This window comes from Marinobacter sp. V032 (assembly GCF_052645435.1).
In genome coordinates this window covers 575,317-591,504 of sequence record NZ_JBQXYE010000001.1, presented here as the reverse complement: position 1 = coordinate 591,504, position 16,188 = coordinate 575,317, and the positions used below count along the sequence as shown (strand labels likewise).

The 16,188-nt window shown below is 55.7% G+C and carries 12 protein-coding genes and 1 tRNA gene; 3 read left to right on the top strand and 10 right to left on the bottom strand.

Annotated elements, in window-relative coordinates:
* The first annotated feature begins 5 nt into the window (after positions 1–5).
* The 3 genes from ACUN9X_RS02750 to gyrB all read left to right on the top strand — a co-directional run bounded on the left by ACUN9X_RS02750 (position 6) and on the right by gyrB (position 5,039).
* Positions 6–1,274 carry an ABC1 kinase family protein gene (locus ACUN9X_RS02750; RefSeq protein ID WP_260039180.1) on the top strand — a complete coding sequence of 423 codons (1,269 nt, stop codon included), beginning with the start codon at positions 6–8 and terminating at the stop codon, positions 1,272–1,274.
* A gap of 196 nt (positions 1,275–1,470) precedes the next feature.
* Positions 1,471–2,598 carry a DNA replication/repair protein RecF gene (gene recF, locus ACUN9X_RS02745; RefSeq protein ID WP_445472120.1) on the top strand — a complete coding sequence of 376 codons (1,128 nt, stop codon included), beginning with the start codon at positions 1,471–1,473 and terminating at the stop codon, positions 2,596–2,598.
* 26 nt (positions 2,599–2,624) lie between these two features.
* Positions 2,625–5,039, top strand: a complete 2,415-nt coding sequence (gyrB, locus tag ACUN9X_RS02740; RefSeq protein WP_260039184.1) for a DNA topoisomerase (ATP-hydrolyzing) subunit B — start codon at positions 2,625–2,627, stop codon at positions 5,037–5,039.
* 192 nt (positions 5,040–5,231) lie between these two features.
* On the opposite strand, the gene ACUN9X_RS02735 is transcribed toward gyrB, so the two are convergent.
* From ACUN9X_RS02735 to def, 10 genes are all read right to left on the bottom strand, one after another.
* Positions 5,232–6,008, bottom strand: coding sequence for a VC0807 family protein (locus ACUN9X_RS02735; protein WP_445472119.1), 777 nt, complete (start codon positions 6,006–6,008; stop codon positions 5,232–5,234).
* A 154-nt stretch (positions 6,009–6,162) separates the two neighbouring features.
* A tRNA-Pro gene (locus ACUN9X_RS02730) sits at positions 6,163–6,239 on the bottom strand.
* A gap of 68 nt (positions 6,240–6,307) precedes the next feature.
* Positions 6,308–6,886, bottom strand: coding sequence for a D-glycero-beta-D-manno-heptose 1,7-bisphosphate 7-phosphatase (gmhB, locus tag ACUN9X_RS02725; RefSeq protein ID WP_445472118.1), 579 nt, complete (start codon positions 6,884–6,886; stop codon positions 6,308–6,310).
* Between the two features lie 5 nt (positions 6,887–6,891).
* Positions 6,892–8,970 carry a glycine--tRNA ligase subunit beta gene (gene glyS, locus ACUN9X_RS02720; RefSeq protein ID WP_445472117.1) on the bottom strand — a complete coding sequence of 693 codons (2,079 nt, stop codon included), beginning with the start codon at positions 8,968–8,970 and terminating at the stop codon, positions 6,892–6,894.
* 2 nt (positions 8,971–8,972) lie between these two features.
* A complete protein-coding gene (gene glyQ, locus ACUN9X_RS02715; protein WP_445473169.1) occupies positions 8,973–9,977 on the bottom strand; it encodes a glycine--tRNA ligase subunit alpha in 1,005 nt (334 codons plus the stop codon).
* Positions 9,978–10,181: 204 nt separating this feature from the next.
* The gene (locus ACUN9X_RS02710) at positions 10,182–11,630 is read right to left on the bottom strand and encodes a TrkH family potassium uptake protein (protein ID WP_445472116.1); all 1,449 of its coding nucleotides are present in this window, start codon (positions 11,628–11,630) and stop codon (positions 10,182–10,184) included.
* Between the two features lie 22 nt (positions 11,631–11,652).
* Positions 11,653–13,026, bottom strand: coding sequence for a Trk system potassium transporter TrkA (trkA, locus tag ACUN9X_RS02705; protein WP_260039196.1), 1,374 nt, complete (start codon positions 13,024–13,026; stop codon positions 11,653–11,655).
* Positions 13,023–14,351 (bottom strand): 16S rRNA (cytosine(967)-C(5))-methyltransferase RsmB, encoded by a 1,329-nt coding sequence (gene rsmB, locus ACUN9X_RS02700; protein ID WP_445472115.1) that lies wholly within the window; start codon positions 14,349–14,351, stop codon positions 13,023–13,025. Before rsmB ends, trkA begins: the two co-directional genes overlap by 4 nt.
* Positions 14,352–15,287 carry a methionyl-tRNA formyltransferase gene (fmt, locus tag ACUN9X_RS02695; RefSeq protein ID WP_445472114.1) on the bottom strand — a complete coding sequence of 312 codons (936 nt, stop codon included), beginning with the start codon at positions 15,285–15,287 and terminating at the stop codon, positions 14,352–14,354. It lies immediately after the preceding gene.
* A 183-nt stretch (positions 15,288–15,470) separates the two neighbouring features.
* A complete protein-coding gene (gene def / locus ACUN9X_RS02690; RefSeq protein WP_445472113.1) occupies positions 15,471–15,974 on the bottom strand; it encodes a peptide deformylase in 504 nt (167 codons plus the stop codon).
* Between the last annotated feature and the right edge of the window lie 214 nt (positions 15,975–16,188).

The following is a 16,188-nucleotide window of genomic DNA, read 5'->3' as shown; positions in this document are numbered from 1 at the left end:
GGACAATGGCAATGGTGGTAAATGGCGTCAAAGGCGCGCTGAGAATCGGACAGACACTTTCAGTACTGGGCCGTACCGGCGTTAACTGGTTGAGGGGTGATCGACCACCCGCTCCCCGGTTACTGCGTCAAACGTTTGAAAACCTTGGTGCAACCTACATCAAGCTGGGTCAGTTCATTGCCAGCTCCCCCACTTTTTTTCCTGCCAGCTATGTTGAGGAATTTCAGCATTGCCTCGATCGCACGCCAGCCTTGCCTTTTGGCGTAATGAAACGGATTCTTCGCGAAGAACTCACATTACCGCTCGAGAGTATCTACGCGGAAATCGATCCGGTACCGCTTGCTTCGGCCTCTATTGCGCAGGTACATGCAGCGCGTCTGGTGACCGGCGAAGATGTGGTCATCAAGATTCAGAAGCCCGGGGTTGAGAATATTCTGCTGACGGATCTCAATTTCCTTTATGCATCGTCACGGATTCTGGAAACGCTCGCGCCCAAACTGTCATGGACTTCCCTGTCGGGCATCGTTGAGGAAATCCAGCGTACGATGATGGAGGAATGTGATTTTATTCAGGAAGCCAACAACCTGAAGGTGTTCCGGCAGTTCCTGCTTGATACCCATAACGAGGATGCAGCGGTGCCTCAGGTTTACGAGGCTTGCAGCACGCGGCGAGTGCTCACGATGGAGCGCTTCCACGGCGTGCCGCTAACAGATCTTGAAAGCATTCGGGCTGTTTCCAACGATCCCGAGCGCACCTTAATAACCGCGATGAATACCTGGTTTTCCAGTCTTACGCAGTGCGAGTTCTTTCATGCAGATGTGCATGCGGGCAACCTGATGGTGTTGCGTGATGGTCGGGTCGGGTTTATCGATTTTGGCATTGTGGGTCGTATTGCGCCGGATACCTGGCAAGCTGTGTCTGATTTTATTTCGACGGTGATGGTCGGTAATTTTGAAGGTATGGCGGATGCCATGGTGCGGATTGGCGTTACGGACGCGGCAATTGATACTGGTCAGTTGGCAAATGACCTTCGTCGTCTGTATCAGCAAATGGATAGAATGACGCCGGACACACCTTACATCGGTGAAGAGACAGAGGACGAAGTGAACAGTATCCTGATGGATATGGTGAAAATCGGTGAGCAACATGGCCTGCACTTCCCTCGCGAATTTGCGCTCCTGATCAAGCAGTTCCTCTACTTTGATCGCTACGTTCATATCCTTGCGCCAGAAATGGATGTCTTTATGGATGAGCGCCTTAACATGCTGCATTAAAAATGAGGGCGTGTTTGAGATAACAGCGTATGAAAATGGGAGCCTATCGGGCTCCTTTTTTCTTGATGACAGAATGCTGATGACGCCCTGTCGCAAGCGCGCCCCTCGAGCTATATCGAATACAGCCCTGCCCTCAGCACCGGCTTACCTGTAGACTATCCATTCTTACTCATTCCATTCCGGATTTTATTCCTGCATGGCGCTCGTCCGACTCCAAACCCAGAACTTTCGAAACCTTGCCCCCACTGAACTGGTTTTTTCTCCATCAGTGAACCTCGTCTATGGTCAGAATGGCAGCGGCAAGAGCAGCGTACTCGAGGCCATTGGCTATCTCGGGCTCGGGCGATCTTTTCGAGTGAATCGTCATGAAGCAGTAGTCCGCCATGGTGCGGATGAGCTGACAGTTTTTGGTGAGATTTCAGAAAATGCCCCGCCGAATAATGACTCAAAACCGGCGCAGGATGAACGACACCGGATTGGCATAGCACGACACCTGGTCAACAAGGAGACCCGCCTGAGGGTAGACGGTGAGAAAGTGCGCAGCTTGTCGTCAGTGGCTCGCCATCTCGCGGTATCGGTGATTGATCCGGGAACTTTCGACATCATTTCCGGTGGGCCCGGCAAACGTCGTCAGTTTCTCGATTGGTCAGTGTTCCACGTGGAACATGGTTTTTCCGTCCTTTGGCAGCAGTTTCAGCGGTGCGTTTCCCAGCGGAATAAAATTCTCAGAAATGGTAGAATAGACGAGGCGTTACTAAGCATCTGGGATCGCCAATATGTTGCACTGGCAGAACAGATTAACGACGCGAGAAAAGGTGTTTTTGATCGCTTTCACCCGTTACTCGAGTCGTTATTAGCTGAAGTTGATGTGCCATGGACTGAGGGGTTGCGGTTTGAATTGTTCCCCGGCTGGGATCGAAAGCTGTCGCTGAGCGATGTGCTGTTGGCCCACAGGGAACAAGAATCAAAAATGGGGCATACCCTTTATGGGCCCAATCGCTGCGATATCCGTGTCAAATTTCAAGGCCGGCCTGTTGCTGAGACCTTTTCTCGTGGTCAGCAGAAAACTCTGGTGATCTTGATGAAGATTGCCCAGGGCCAATTGCTGGCGGACAGTGGCAAGCAGTGCACATTTTTACTGGATGACATTAATGCCGAACTTGATGATCAGCATCGTCGCATGCTGGCAGGCAAGTTACGTGATTTAGGCAGTCAGGTGTTTATCACCTCGATTGAGCCGCCCCGCCCCGACTTGTTGTGGCGGGATCCCATGCCCGATTTCAAAATGTTCCACGTGGAACATGGCGAGTTTACGGAAGAATAAGATCTCTGCGCTTTAGGAGCGTCCGAATGACAACGTCGACCTATAATTCCTCCAGCATCAAGGTTCTCAAGGGGCTGGATGCAGTTCGCAAGCGTCCCGGTATGTATATCGGTGACACCGACGATGGCACCGGCCTACACCACATGGTCTTCGAAGTAGTGGATAACTCCATTGACGAAGCCTTGGCTGGATTCTGTTCTGAGATAAAAATTATTATCCACCCTGATGAGTCCATCAGCGTTAAGGATAACGGGCGTGGGATCCCGGTTGATATCCACGAGGAAGAAGGGGTTTCGGCAGCACAGGTCATTATGACGGTACTGCACGCCGGCGGTAAGTTTGACGACAACACCTACAAGGTTTCCGGTGGTTTGCACGGTGTCGGTGTTTCTGTTGTTAACGCATTGTCTTCTCAGCTGCGTCTGACGATCCGTCGGGACAACGTGGTTTGGGAGCAGACTTACCACGAAGGTGTGCCTGATGAGCCTCTTGCCGCCAAGGGTGAGACTGATAGCAGTGGTACTGAAGTCCATTTCATCCCCTCTCCTGATACCTTTACCAATATCGTTTTCCACTACGATATTCTGGCGAAGCGTTTGCGAGAGTTGGCGTTCCTGAACAGCGGTGTCCGCATTCGCCTGCTTGACGAGCGCACCGGTCGGGAAGAAATTTTCGAGTATGAAGGTGGCCTTCGCGCATTCGTCGAGTACCTCAATACCAACAAGACGCCGATTAACCGGGTGTTCCATTTTTCCAAAGAGCGGGACGACGGGACGACAGTTGAAGTTGCGATGCAGTGGAACGATGCCTTCCAGGAGAATCTCTACTGCTTCACCAATAACATCCCCCAGCGGGATGGCGGAACGCACCTGGCGGGCTTCAGAGCGGCGCTGACGCGGTCGCTCAACAACTACATCGAGTCAGAAGGTCTGGGTAAAAAATCCAAGGTGACAACCTCTGGTGACGATGCTCGCGAAGGTCTGACTGCGATTGTCAGCGTGAAGGTGCCGGATCCCAAGTTCTCCTCGCAAACCAAGGACAAACTGGTCTCCTCCGAAGTTAAAACGGCGGTAGAACAGGAGATGTATCAGGTCTTCTCCGACTTCCTCAATGAGCAGCCGAATGAAGCGAAGATGATCGTCAACAAGATGCTGGAAGCGGCGCGGGCGCGGGAGGCAGCTCGCAAAGCACGGGAAATGACACGGCGCAAAGGTGCGCTGGATATCGCCGGCCTGCCCGGTAAGTTGGCGGATTGCCAGGAAAAAGACCCGGCCCTTTCTGAACTCTATATTGTGGAGGGTGATTCTGCCGGTGGCAGCGCCAAGCAAGGACGTGATCGTAAGACCCAGGCCATCCTGCCGCTTAAAGGCAAGATCCTGAACGTCGAGAAGGCGCGCTTCGACAAGATGTTGTCGTCCGCCGAGGTAGGCACGCTGATTACGGCACTGGGTTGTGGTATCGGTCGGCAGGAATTTGATCCCGATAAACTGCGTTATCATTCGATCATCATCATGACGGATGCGGACGTCGACGGCTCACACATTCGCACCCTGCTGCTCACCTTCCTGTTCCGTCAGATGCAGGAAATCATCGAGCGCGGCCATGTCTTCATTGCGATGCCGCCGTTGTACAAGGTCAAGCGTGGCAAGCAGGAGCAGTATCTGAAGGATGAGAAGGCAAAAGAAGCCTACCTCACCCAAACCGCTCTGGAAGGCGCCCAGTTCTATGTCAATCCATCAGCGCCGCCTATTGCCGATTCCGCTCTGGAATCCCTGGTGAAGGAGTATCAGGGCGTGCTGGCGATGATTGAGCGTCTTTCACGGGCCTATCCCGCGAAAGTACTGGAACAGATGCTGGATAACGCCACACTGACTGCCGCTGACCTGACCGATAAAGAGGCTGTGAGCAAGTGGGCAACGCGGTTGGGTGAAGGTCTTGATCTGGATGTCCGCACAGGCACCAAATATGTGTTCTCGGTGCATCAGGATCAGGAACGGTCACTGTATTTGCCGAAGGTGGATATCTACGTTCACGGCATTCCTACCACGCATATCTTCAACCGTGATTTCTTTGAATCCGGCGCATATCTGTCCATCGCCCGCTTGGGTGAAAAACTGGACGGGTTGATCGAAGAAGGCGCCTACGTGCAGCGCGGCGAGCGCAAGCAGGCGGCGTTGAGCTTTGAAGGTGGACTGGCGTGGCTAATGAAAGAGGCCCAGCGTGGCCTTACCATTCAGCGTTATAAGGGGCTGGGTGAAATGAACCCGGATCAGCTGTGGGAAACCACCATGGATCCGGAAACACGCCGGATGATGAAGGTGACGATCGAAGATGGCATTGCAGCCGACCAGATCTTCACTACGCTGATGGGAGACGATGTGGAACCGCGTCGTAACTTTATCCAGACCAATGCCCTGCAGGTCACCAACCTGGATATCTGATTGTCGGCTCATTGGTAAACGGGCTGCGAAGCCGAGTGACTAAGTGACACTTGCCAACTTTGCAGCCTGTGGGATAAATCAGAAAGCCCACAAACAAAAAAGCCCGATCCGGAAAGAAACGGATCGGGCTTTTTTATGCTGGACTGGAGGTAACCGTCTGCAATGAGCCGGGTTTTAGCCCCGGTTATTACTTTACTCAGACGAGCGCTGCTGATCGTTGTTAGAGGAATTGGATTCCTTTTTATCTTCCCCGTCATCATCCGCAGCAAGTGCGGGTGATAGCACTTCTTCGAGCTTGAAGCCTGTCAGACTACGAATTGCGCGCCATAGGTAATAGAAGATAGCGATCATCATCACCATTGAAGGGATTGCGATCATGGGATAGCTCACCAGTGTCATTTGACCCAGTTCTTCATTGAACGCAACCGTGCCTGATGGGCTGGTCACTATCCATTTGGCGATCACGTAATTCATGATTGACGAAAACAGGAAAGTGCCGGCGAAGAAATAGCTGGCCTTCATCAGCCGCGCCTCGAACACACCTTCATTGCCCTTTTCCACCAGTGCATTGTGGATCTTGTCCACATCCAGAATGCTGCGGTTGTAGAGCAGCGTGCGGACCAGCGGGTAGCGCGTGCGGGTCGATACCAGCACAGCAATGCCAATCAGCAGAGGGATGGCGGCTTCCTTGATGGCCAGCCACTGGGCGTCGAGCTCAAGCAGGCCAATGCCGCCGGTCAGCAGGATACTGACCAGGCCGAGGACTGCGATAAAGTTCTTTTTTCCAAAGCGGAAAAATTCATAAAGGCCCCACCCTAGCGGGAAGGCGAGACCGATCAGCAGCGCGAGTACAGAACCAAGGTATTCGTCGCCACTCAGCTTCATCAGAATGACGGAGGGAATGATAATACTGATTAACAGGTCAACCCAGGGACGCTGCTGGTGTTGCGGTTTGCTGGTCTGATTCATGAAATACCAAGCCCGGAATATGAATGACGGGGAAAACAGTGATGCCCAGTATATACGAGAATTCTGGTGGAAACCTGCTGCGGGTGCCGGAGGTCAAAAGACAGGATAAAACAGGAAAGGGTATTAGTTAAGATATTGAATAATAAGGAAATAATGGTCGGCGTGGCAGGATTCGAACCTGCGACCCCTTCGTCCCGAACGAAGTGCGCTACCAAGCTGCGCCACACGCCGATTTGCGCGATATTATACGCATGATAAAACGGATTTCCAGCCTCCCCATTGCTTGTTTAAACAGGGTTTTAGGGCCGGGAATGTTCAATCACACTGGAAATTCCGGAGCCTACAAGTTGCGTCACGAGACTGGCCAGATTATCCCATATCGTAACGTTCGCCATGGTGTGGGTTGAGAGAAAGCGCTCAGTCTCAAGCCCGTTACCGGTTCTCACCAGAGCAATAGCCTTACAGCCCGCTGTCTGGCCGGCCTGAAGGTCTTTCAGGCTGTCTCCCACCATAATGGCGGTGTCCAGGGTATCGAGCCCCAGGGCATCCTGTATCTGCATCAGAAGGCCGGCTCTGGGCTTGCGGCAGTCGCAGCCTGTATCCGGCAAGTGGGGACAGTAACTAATGTGAACGATACGACCGCCTGCATCGTTCACAAGACGCTGCATTTTGTCATGCATCGCCTGCAGCGCAGACTCGTCATAGAAGCCTCTGGCAATGCCGGACTGGTTAGTGGCAATGGCCACCTGATACCCGGCTTTTGTGAGTCGGGCGATTGCCTCTATGCTCGACGGAATAGCATGCCATTCGTCCGCCGAGCATATGTAATCGCCATGATAGTGATTGATCACACCATCACGGTCGAGGATGACGAGCATGGTGCTCAGCCGGCTGGCAGCAGAGAAATATCCGCTACCTGAAGGAACAGGTTCCTGAGCCGGTTCAGCAGAGCCAGGCGGTTATCGCGGACCTGCTCGTCCTCTGCCATGACCATAACATCCTCAAAGAACCGGTCCACTGGCTCCCGAAGATCCGCCAGTGCGGCCAATGCCGGGGCATAATCACCCTTGTCAAAGAGCGGCATGACCTGGGCTTCAAGACCGGTAACAGCAGCTGCCAGCGCTTTCTCGGCGTCGTCCTGCAGCAGGCTGTTATCGATATTCTCGCTCAGCGTGTCACCGCCCTGTTTGACCAGGATATTGGAAACTCGCTTGTTGGCCGCGGCCAGCGCCTGGGCTGCGGGCATCTGACGGAAGGCTTCCACTGCACGGATGCGTTGTTCGAAATCCAGCGGGCGGGTCGGGCGACGGGCCTGTACCGCGAGATAGACTTCAGCGCTAATGCCCTGCTCTTCGTAGTGCGCCCTGAAACGCTCAAGCAGGTAATCCACGACGGGTGTGACCGTGTCGTCTGCCGAGAGGTTGGTAAAGCCTTCAGAGGCCCATTCGCAGCAGGTCTGAAGATCCAGCGGCAGTTCGCGACCGACAATAATACGCAGCACGCCAAGTGCAGCCCGGCGCAATGCAAACGGATCACGGGTGCCTGATGGCGGCTGGTTAATACCGAACAAGCCAACCAATGAATCAAGCCGATCCGCCAGTGCAACCGCACAGCTGGTGAGGCCGGTTGGCAGGTTGTCGCCGGCAAAGCGCGGCAGGTACTGTTCATTCAGGGCTTTGGCCACTTCTTCCGGCTCGCCGTCGTTACGGGCATAGTATTCGCCCATCACACCCTGCAGGTCAGTGAATTCGAGCACCATTTCGGTGACCAGATCAGTCTTGGCCAACATCGCCGCGCGTTCTGCGTGGTTGGCATCGGACCCAATCGCATCCGCAATCCGGCGGGCCAGAGCTGCAACCCGGACAGATTTGTCATAAATGCTGCCAAGTTTGTCCTGGAAGACGATTGGCTTGAGCTTCTCTATCCGGCTCTCAAGCGTGTGCTTGCGATCGGTGTCATAGAAGAACGCAGCGTCGGACAGGCGCGGACGGATCACCTTTTCGTTGCCGGAGATAACCTGCGACGGGTCTTTGCTTTCGATATTGGCAACGGTAATGAACAGCGGCAGCATGACGCCATTTTTATCCACAACGTGGAAATACTTCTGGTGCTCTTTCATCGACGAGATCAGCGCTTCTGATGGCACGTCGAGGAAGCGAGATTCGAATTTGCCAAGCAGAGGTACCGGCCATTCGTTCAGAGCGGTGACTTCATCAAGCAGATCATCATCAATGACTGCTTCGCCCTGGCCTTGGGTACGGGCAATCTCGGTTACACCGTCGCGAATACGGGTACGACGTTCTTCAAAATCAGCCAGTACGTGACCGTCTTCGCGCAACACGACTTCATAAGCATCAGGCGTGGCAATGATCAGAGACTTGGGGCAGTGGAAACGATGGCCGCGCGTCTGGTTGCCGGTGGGAATACCCATGATGCGGGTATCGATGATTTTGTTGCCGTACAGCAGCACAATCCAGTGTACCGGGCGCACGAAGTCGACCTTGTGGGCGCCCCAGCGCATCCGCTTGGGGATCGGCAACGCCGCCAGTGACTGCTCGATCAGTTGCGGCAGCAGTTCAACAGTCGCCTGCCCCTTTTCAACCGTGCGGTACACCACCCAGGCGCCCTTGTCTGTTTCCAGCGTGTCGAGCTGGTCAGGCGTAACACCCAGCGAGGTGGCAAAGCCGGTCAGTGCACGGGTCGGGTTGCCGGCATCATCGAATGCCGCGTTGACGGCCGGACCGCGGCGTTCAACAGCCTTGTCCGGCTGGGCGTCGGTAAGCCCGTGAACACGAATCGCAAGGCGGCGCGGCGCAGCAAACGATTCCACTTTTCCGTATTCAATACCGGCGTCGTCCAGGCCTTTGCAAAATCCTGCGGTAAAGGCATCAGAAAGCTTTTTCAGGGCCTTGGGCGGTAGCTCTTCAGTACCGATTTCTACGAGAAAATCCTGTTGTGCCATGATCATGCTTTTCCTTTTTTCACCGCAGTTTTCGCCGCTGCTTTTGCGGCCTTCTCATTCTCTGCGTCGATGGCCGCTTCGGCTGCTGCTGTGACTTCTTCACGCAATGCCGCCGGCGCCATCGGGAAGCCCCGCGCCAATCGGCTGTCGAAATAGGCCTTGGCGACAGCACGGGCCAGAGTGCGCACGCGCAGAATAAAACGCTGCCGTTCGGTAACCGAAATAGCGTGACGGGCGTCCAGCAAGTTAAAGGTATGAGACGCTTTCAACACCTGCTCGTAGGCCGGCAATGCCAGGCCGGCTTCGATCAGACGCTGGCTTTCGCGTTCATGGACATCGAAGCTGTGGAACAGGAAGGTGGTGTCGGCGTGCTCGAAGTTATAGGTCGACATCTCCACTTCGTTCTGGTGAAACACGTCGCCATAGGTGACGTCGCCATCCGGGCCGTGAGTCCAGATCAGGTCGTAAACACTGTCGACGCCCTGCAGGTACATCGCGATGCGCTCAAGACCGTAGGTCAGCTCGCCTGTAACCGGATAGCATTCAATACCACCGACCTGTTGGAAATAGGTGAACTGAGTGACTTCCATTCCGTTCAGCCAGATTTCCCAACCCAGCCCCCAGGCGCCAAGTGTGGGCGATTCCCAGTTGTCTTCGACAAAACGGATGTCATGCACCAGTGGATCCAGACCCAGGGCGCGCAGAGACTCGAGATAGAGCTCCTGGATATTGTCCGGCGAAGGCTTGAGAACTACCTGGAACTGGTAGTAATGCTGCAGACGGTTGGGGTTTTCACCGTAACGACCATCGGTCGGGCGACGGCTGGGCTGCACGTAGGCGGCGTTCCAGGTCTCGGGACCAATCGCGCGCAGGAAGGTGGACGGGTGAAAAGTCCCCGCGCCCACTTCCATATCCAGCGGTTGCTGCACAACACAGCCACGCTCGGCCCAGAATTGTTGCAGGGTCAGTATCAGTCCCTGGAATGTTTTGGTGTCCGTCTTTGCCATCTCAGTCACGACGATTGCCTGTTAATCAGTGTGTGGCGCCGCTGTCCGATATCTGGGAAAGCAGCTAACAAGTTCCGGCAGCAAGTGGCCGGGGATTGCCTGCCAGCGGTTATACGGCTGGCGAGCGGCGCTCGGAAAAACGGCATTATACGCTTCTCCGTCAGCTATTTCGAAGTCCGGTGCACGGAATAGACAATGGTTTAATCAGCGACGCCAGAAGGCAGGGGTCAGCAACAGCAGAAGCGTAAATACTTCGAGCCGCCCCAGCAGCATTGAAAAGCACAGAACCCACTTGGCGACGTCGTTGATGGTGCCGTAATGGTAAGTCACCTCACCCAACCCGGGACCCAGGTTATTGATGGTGGCACCGACCGCCGTCCATGCCGTGATCTGGTCGAGCCCTGTGGCTTGCAGTACCACCAGCATCAATAAAAACATGAACATATAGACCGAGAAAAAGCCCCAGACTGCCTGCAGTACGCGGTCCGAGACAGGCCGGTTGCCCAGCTTGACCGGCATCACCGCATTGGGGTGCAACAGTCTTTTCATCTCCCGCAGACCCTGGCGGAAAATCAGCAGAATACGGACCACCTTGATACCACCGCCGGTTGACGCTGCGCAGCCGCCCATAAACGACATAACGAACAGCATGAACGGCAACATGAGGGGCCAGACTGAAAAGTCGGTTGTGGCAAAACCCGTTGTGGTGGCCAGTGACACTACCTGGAACAGGCCATCTGTCACTGCGGCAAAAGGCTCCAGCGTGCCCGTCAGAATCAGCACCACAATGGTGATCAGGCTGACGGCTGCCAGTGCGCCCATGTAGAACTTGAACTCGGAGTCGGCCCAGTAAAGCAGGGGGTTGCGTTGCCGCCAGGCCATAAAGTGGAGCGCAAAATTTGCACCACTGAGGATCATGAACACCACCGCGATTAACTCGATAGCCGAGTTGTCGAAGTAGCCGATGCTGGCGTCATGGGTTGAGAAGCCGCCGATGGCGACGGTCGAGAAACTGTGGCCGATGGCATCAAACCAGTTCATTCCGGCCGCCCAGTACGCCAGGGCACAGGCGATGGTCAGCGACACATAGATGTACCAGAGGGCTTTGGCCGTCTCGGCTATTCGGGGTGTAAGCTTGTTGTCTTTCACCGGACCGGGGACTTCCGCACGATAGAGCTGCATCCCCCCGATACCCAACATTGGCAGGATGGCTACTGCCAGTACGATGATCCCCATGCCGCCCAGCCACTGCAGTTGCTGGCGATACCAGAGTATGGATTCCGGCAGGCCGTCGATATGCGTGATAACGGTTGCGCCGGTGGTGGTCAGGCCCGAAACCGCCTCAAACAGCGAGTCGACATAGGTGATCGGTGCGTTGTCACTGAGATAGAACGGAATGGAGCCGGCAACGCTGAGCACGACCCAGAACAGGGTCGTGATCAGGAAGCCGTCCCGCACCCGCAGATCGCCGGTAACCTTGCGGAACGGTGCCCATACCATCAGGCCGCCAACAAACACCAGCCCCATCGCATCTGCAAAACGCAGCCATTGGCCATCGTCATAGAGCAGCGCAATCCCCATGGGCGGCAGCATGGTAAAGCTGAACAGCATCATCAGGATGCCGAGGATTTTCAGTATGACGGACAGTCGCATCAGTAAATCCGTTGGATCCGGGTCAGAAGAAGGTCAGGCCGACCTGGAACAGCCGCTCAACATCGCGGATGCGGGATTTATCTACCAGGAACAGGATAACGTGATCGTCCGGCTGAACGCGCAGGTGGTCATGGGCAATGAGCACCTCGTTGTGCCGGACGATGGCGCCGATAGTGGTGCCCTCCGGCAGGGTGATCTCGTCAAGTCGCTTGCCTACTACTTTGGACGACCGGTGATCGCCGTGAGCAATGGCTTCGATGGCCTCGGCTGCACCCCGACGCAAGGCGTGCACATTGACGACATCGCCGCGACGGACGTGAGTCAGCAGGCTGCCAATGGTGGTTTGCTGGGGCGAGATCGCGACATCGATTTCGCCACCCTGAATCAGATCCACGTAATCCGGGTTGTTGATCAGGGTAAGAACTTTGCGAACGCCCAGCCGCTTGGCCAGCAATGACGCCATGATATTGGCTTCATCATCATTAGTGACGGCACAGAACACATCCGTGCTTTCGATGTTCTCTTCCAGCAACAGATCCTTGTTGGCTGCGTTGCCCTGCAGCACGATGGTTTTGCGCAGGTTTTCCGACAGCATCACGCAGCGCTCGCGGTTCCGCTCGATCAGTTTGACGTGATAGCGGTTCTCGAGGTTGTGGGCCAGTCGCTGGCCGATGTTGCCGCCACCGCAGATGAAGATGCGCTTGTAGGGTTTTTCCAGCGGCTGCAATTCACTCATGACCGAGCGGATATGATCGGTGCCGGCGATGAAGAAGACCTCGTCGCCATCTTCAATCACTGTATCGCCCTGGGGAATGATGGGCCGGTCCTTGCGGAAAATAGCAGCGACCCGGGTATCAATTTTGGGCATGTGGGTGCGCAGGAACGACAGCTCGTGGCCCACAAGTGGCCCGCCCTTGGTGGCCCGAATTGCGACCAGTCGGGCCAGACCCTTGGAAAACTCCAGTACCTGCAGCGCACCGGGATATTCGATCAGGCGGGTGATATGACGGGTGACAACCTGCTCCGGACTGATCAGCACGTCGATCGGAAAGCCATCGCCGGTAAACAGTTCCTTGCGAGACAGGTAGGCGTTGGCCCGCACCCGGCTGATCTTGGTTGGTGTCTTGAACAGTGAATAGGCCACCTGACAGGCCACCATGTTGGTCTCGTCACTGTTGGTGACGGCAATCAGCATGTCGGCGTCTTCGGCGCCGGCCTGGCGCAATACGCTGGGATAGGAGCCCCGGCCCTGAACCGTGCGGATATCGAGACGGTCCTGCAACTCGCGCAATCGTGAACTGTCACTGTCGATAACGGTGATATCGTTTGCTTCATTGGCCAGGTTTTCGGCGAGCGTGCCACCGACCTGGCCTGCACCCAGGATGATGATTTTCATGTTGATTCCGCCTGCTTCGCTGATTGATCGTCCGCCCGGACCAGACAGGCATAGAAAAAGCCGTCATGGGAACCGGTCTCCGGGAAGAGTTGACGCCCCGCTTCGGTATCCAGCCCCCAGTCGAGCGCTGGCATCGCCAATGTGGCATCGTCCTGATGTCGCAGGAATCGCTGGATTATACGGTGATTCTCCTGCGGGAACACCGAACAGGTGGCATAGACCAGCCGTCCACCAGGCTTGAGTGTCTGCCAGAGTTTTTCCAGTAACCCGAGCTGGATGCCGGCCAGTGCAGGTACATCTTCTTCACGGCGAAGCAGTTTGATGTCCGGATGACGCCGGATCACGCCGCTGGCGCTGCAGGGAACGTCGAGCAGAATGCGGTCGAATGGTGTGCCGTCCCACCAGGATGCGGTATCGGCGGCATCTGCGGCGACGACTCGGGCGTTCAGATCGAGCCGCTCGAGGTTTTCCTCGACGCGCACCAGCCTTTCTGCAGACTGATCGAGCGCGACCACTTCGGCCAGCCCCGCCTCATGTTCGAGAATCGCACAGGTCTTGCCGCCGGGTGCAGCGCAGGCATCCAGCACCCGTTGACCGGGTTGCAGGTCAAGCAGTTGGGTGCAGAGCTGTGCGGCTTCGTCCTGCACGCTGACCACGCCGTCAGCAAAATAGGGGAGAAGGTCGACGGCGCAGGGTTGAGCCAGCTGGATGCCCATCGTGGCAAAGGCGGTAGGTGCTGCCTCAATACCCACCTCTGCCAACTGATCCAGATAGGCCTGGCGGGACATCCGGCGGGCATTGACCCGCAGGGTCATCGGCGCCTGGGCATTGTTGGCATCAAGAATGGCCTGCCAGCGCTCGGGCCAGTTATGGCGCAGCTTCTCAACCTGCCATTCGGGATGGCTGTATTGAACCGCCTGTGTTGGTGGTTCCGGTTCACCCTCGCGCAATGCGGCCCGCAGGACGGCATTAACCAATCCAGCCAGGTGCGGTTTGCCGAGAGACCGGCAGGCCTCCACCGTTTCATTGAGAATCGCGTAGTTCGCCTGATTGCTGTGACGAAGCTGGAACAGTGCCACCAGTATGAGCGGCACAACCACCCTGTCGCCCTTCTTCAAAGGTTTGCGAAGACGAATAGTCAGTTCGGCATTGAGTCGGTGATACCAGCGGCAGGTGCCGTAGCAGAATGCCTGCAGCTGGCCACGCTCGTTGTCGCTAATCTGGGCCATGCCGCCGGGCAGCGCCTGCGACAGTGATTGCCCCTCTTCGACGGCTTTGACCACCTGCGCGGCGACAGCCCGGAGCGGAAGACGTTGACTGGCCATCTAGTGCAGCACCTCGCCGGCCATCAGCACGTCGCGGCCACCGTTGATCAGATCGGATATGGTTTGGGCGCGACTGCCGGGAAGCTGAACCCGGGTCAGTTGCAAAACGCCGTCGCCACAGGCGATGGTGACGCCGTCGCGGCTTCGACTGAGCACTGTGCCGTGGGGCGCGTCACTGACTTCGTTAACAGGCGCGGCATCATGAATCCGGATGCGCTGGTCGCCAGCGTCTGTATAGGTACCGGGCCATGGATTAAAGGCGCGAATCTGACGGTCAATGGCAGAGGCCGGTTGAGACCAGTCGATGTGGCCATCCTGCTTGTTCAGTTTGTGTGCGTAACAGGCTTGAGCGTCATCCTGTATCTCTGGCTCAAGGGACTGGCGGGCGAGCAGCGTGAGGGCATCGTTGATCGCCTTGCCGCCCAATACCGCCAATCGGTCATGCAAACTGCCGCCCGTATCCCGGTCGGTGATTTCAGTGACAGATTTCAACAGCATCGCGCCGGTATCCAGTCCTTTATCCATTTGCATGATGGTAATGCCTGACTCGCTGTCGCCGGCAGCAATCGCACGTTGGATTGGCGCCGCACCGCGCCAGCGAGGCAGCAATGATGCATGGATATTGAGACAGCCGTGTGTCGGTATCGACAACACGGCTTGTGGCAGGATCAGCCCGTATGCGGCCACAATCATGACATCCGCTTCAAAGTTGGCGAGTTCGGCCTGGGCTTCGGCAGATTTCAGGGATTCGGGCTGGCAGACTGGCAGGCCGGCGTTCAGGGCTGTTTGCTTCACCGGGCTGGGCGTCAGTTTGCGGCCACGGCCTGAAGGTCTATCGGGCTGGGTATATACGGCAACCACTTGATGACCTGCATCCAGTAGGGCCTGTAAAGCGACTGCGGCGAACTCCGGTGTTCCGGCGAAAACAATGCGCAAGCAGCGCCTCCTTAATTGAACTGTGCAAAACGGTTTTAGGCCAGACCAGAGGCAAGGACTGGTCAACTGTTCAGGCTGATACGAAAAGACCGGGCCTGGTGCCCGGTCTCACGATTTGCATTGTAAACCACATTGAGGATGAATACTGTTCAGGCCATCGGCGCCATGCGGTAGCGCATTTCGTCAGGCGCGGATCTTGTGCTGCTTTTCCAGCTTTTTACGGATCCGGGTCCGCTTCAATGGACTCAGATAGTCTACGAACAGCTTGCCGTTCAGATGATCCATTTCGTGCTGGATGCATACCGCAAGCAGGTCTCTGGCTTCTACCTCAAATGGCTCGCCGTTGCGGTCAAGCGCTTTGATCAGCACGTGATCGATACGACTAACTTCCTCATAAAATCCGGGAACCGAGAGGCAGCCTTCCTGCATGTCCTGGAGATCGCCTTCAAGCACCTCGATGACCGGGTTGATAAACACCCGCTGATCACTTTTGTCGTCGGAGTGATCCATAACAATGATCTGCTCATGGACGTTCACCTGGGTTGCAGCCAGGCCAATGCCGGCTGCGTCGTACATGGTGTCGAACATGTCATCGATCAGTTTTCGGGTGTCATCCGTGACCTCTGCGACCGGCTTGGCGATCGTGCGTAAACGAGGATCAGGGAATTCCAGAATTTCGAGTATCATAAGTGCCTGTTTATTCGTTAAACCGCGTGTGATAACCAAAATGCGACGGTGTAGACCGCATCTTGTTCGACATATCCACTATGATCGTGACTTTGTCCTGAGTTTCAAGGTGGCTACATCTATTGTGTTGATAGTCTATTATCTATCAACTTTGCGGTTGATTACAAACTGACCAGCGCCACGCGCTGTGTTTCAGATAGTTGCAGACTGTGGC

What these genes read in the sequence shown, in the direction of transcription:
- recF (WP_445472120.1), top strand. Translation starts at nt 1,471, where the DNA reads ATGGCGCTCGTCCGACTCCAAACCCAGAACTTTCGAAACCTTGCCCCC.
- gmhB (WP_445472118.1), bottom strand. Translation starts at nt 6,886, where the DNA reads ATGCTCGTCATCCTCGACCGTGATGGTGTGATCAATCACTATCATGGC.
- trkA (WP_260039196.1), bottom strand. Translation starts at nt 13,026, where the DNA reads ATGAAAATCATCATCCTGGGTGCAGGCCAGGTCGGTGGCACGCTCGCC.
- ACUN9X_RS02710 (WP_445472116.1), bottom strand. Translation starts at nt 11,630, where the DNA reads ATGCGACTGTCCGTCATACTGAAAATCCTCGGCATCCTGATGATGCTG.
- rsmB (WP_445472115.1), bottom strand. Translation starts at nt 14,351, where the DNA reads ATGGCCAGTCAACGTCTTCCGCTCCGGGCTGTCGCCGCGCAGGTGGTC.
- ACUN9X_RS02750 (WP_260039180.1), top strand. Translation starts at nt 6, where the DNA reads ATGGCAATGGTGGTAAATGGCGTCAAAGGCGCGCTGAGAATCGGACAG.
- gyrB (WP_260039184.1), top strand. Translation starts at nt 2,625, where the DNA reads ATGACAACGTCGACCTATAATTCCTCCAGCATCAAGGTTCTCAAGGGG.
- glyQ (WP_445473169.1), bottom strand. Translation starts at nt 9,977, where the DNA reads ATGGCAAAGACGGACACCAAAACATTCCAGGGACTGATACTGACCCTG.
- ACUN9X_RS02735 (WP_445472119.1), bottom strand. Translation starts at nt 6,008, where the DNA reads ATGAATCAGACCAGCAAACCGCAACACCAGCAGCGTCCCTGGGTTGAC.
- def (WP_445472113.1), bottom strand. Translation starts at nt 15,974, where the DNA reads ATGATACTCGAAATTCTGGAATTCCCTGATCCTCGTTTACGCACGATC.
- glyS (WP_445472117.1), bottom strand. Translation starts at nt 8,970, where the DNA reads ATGGCACAACAGGATTTTCTCGTAGAAATCGGTACTGAAGAGCTACCG.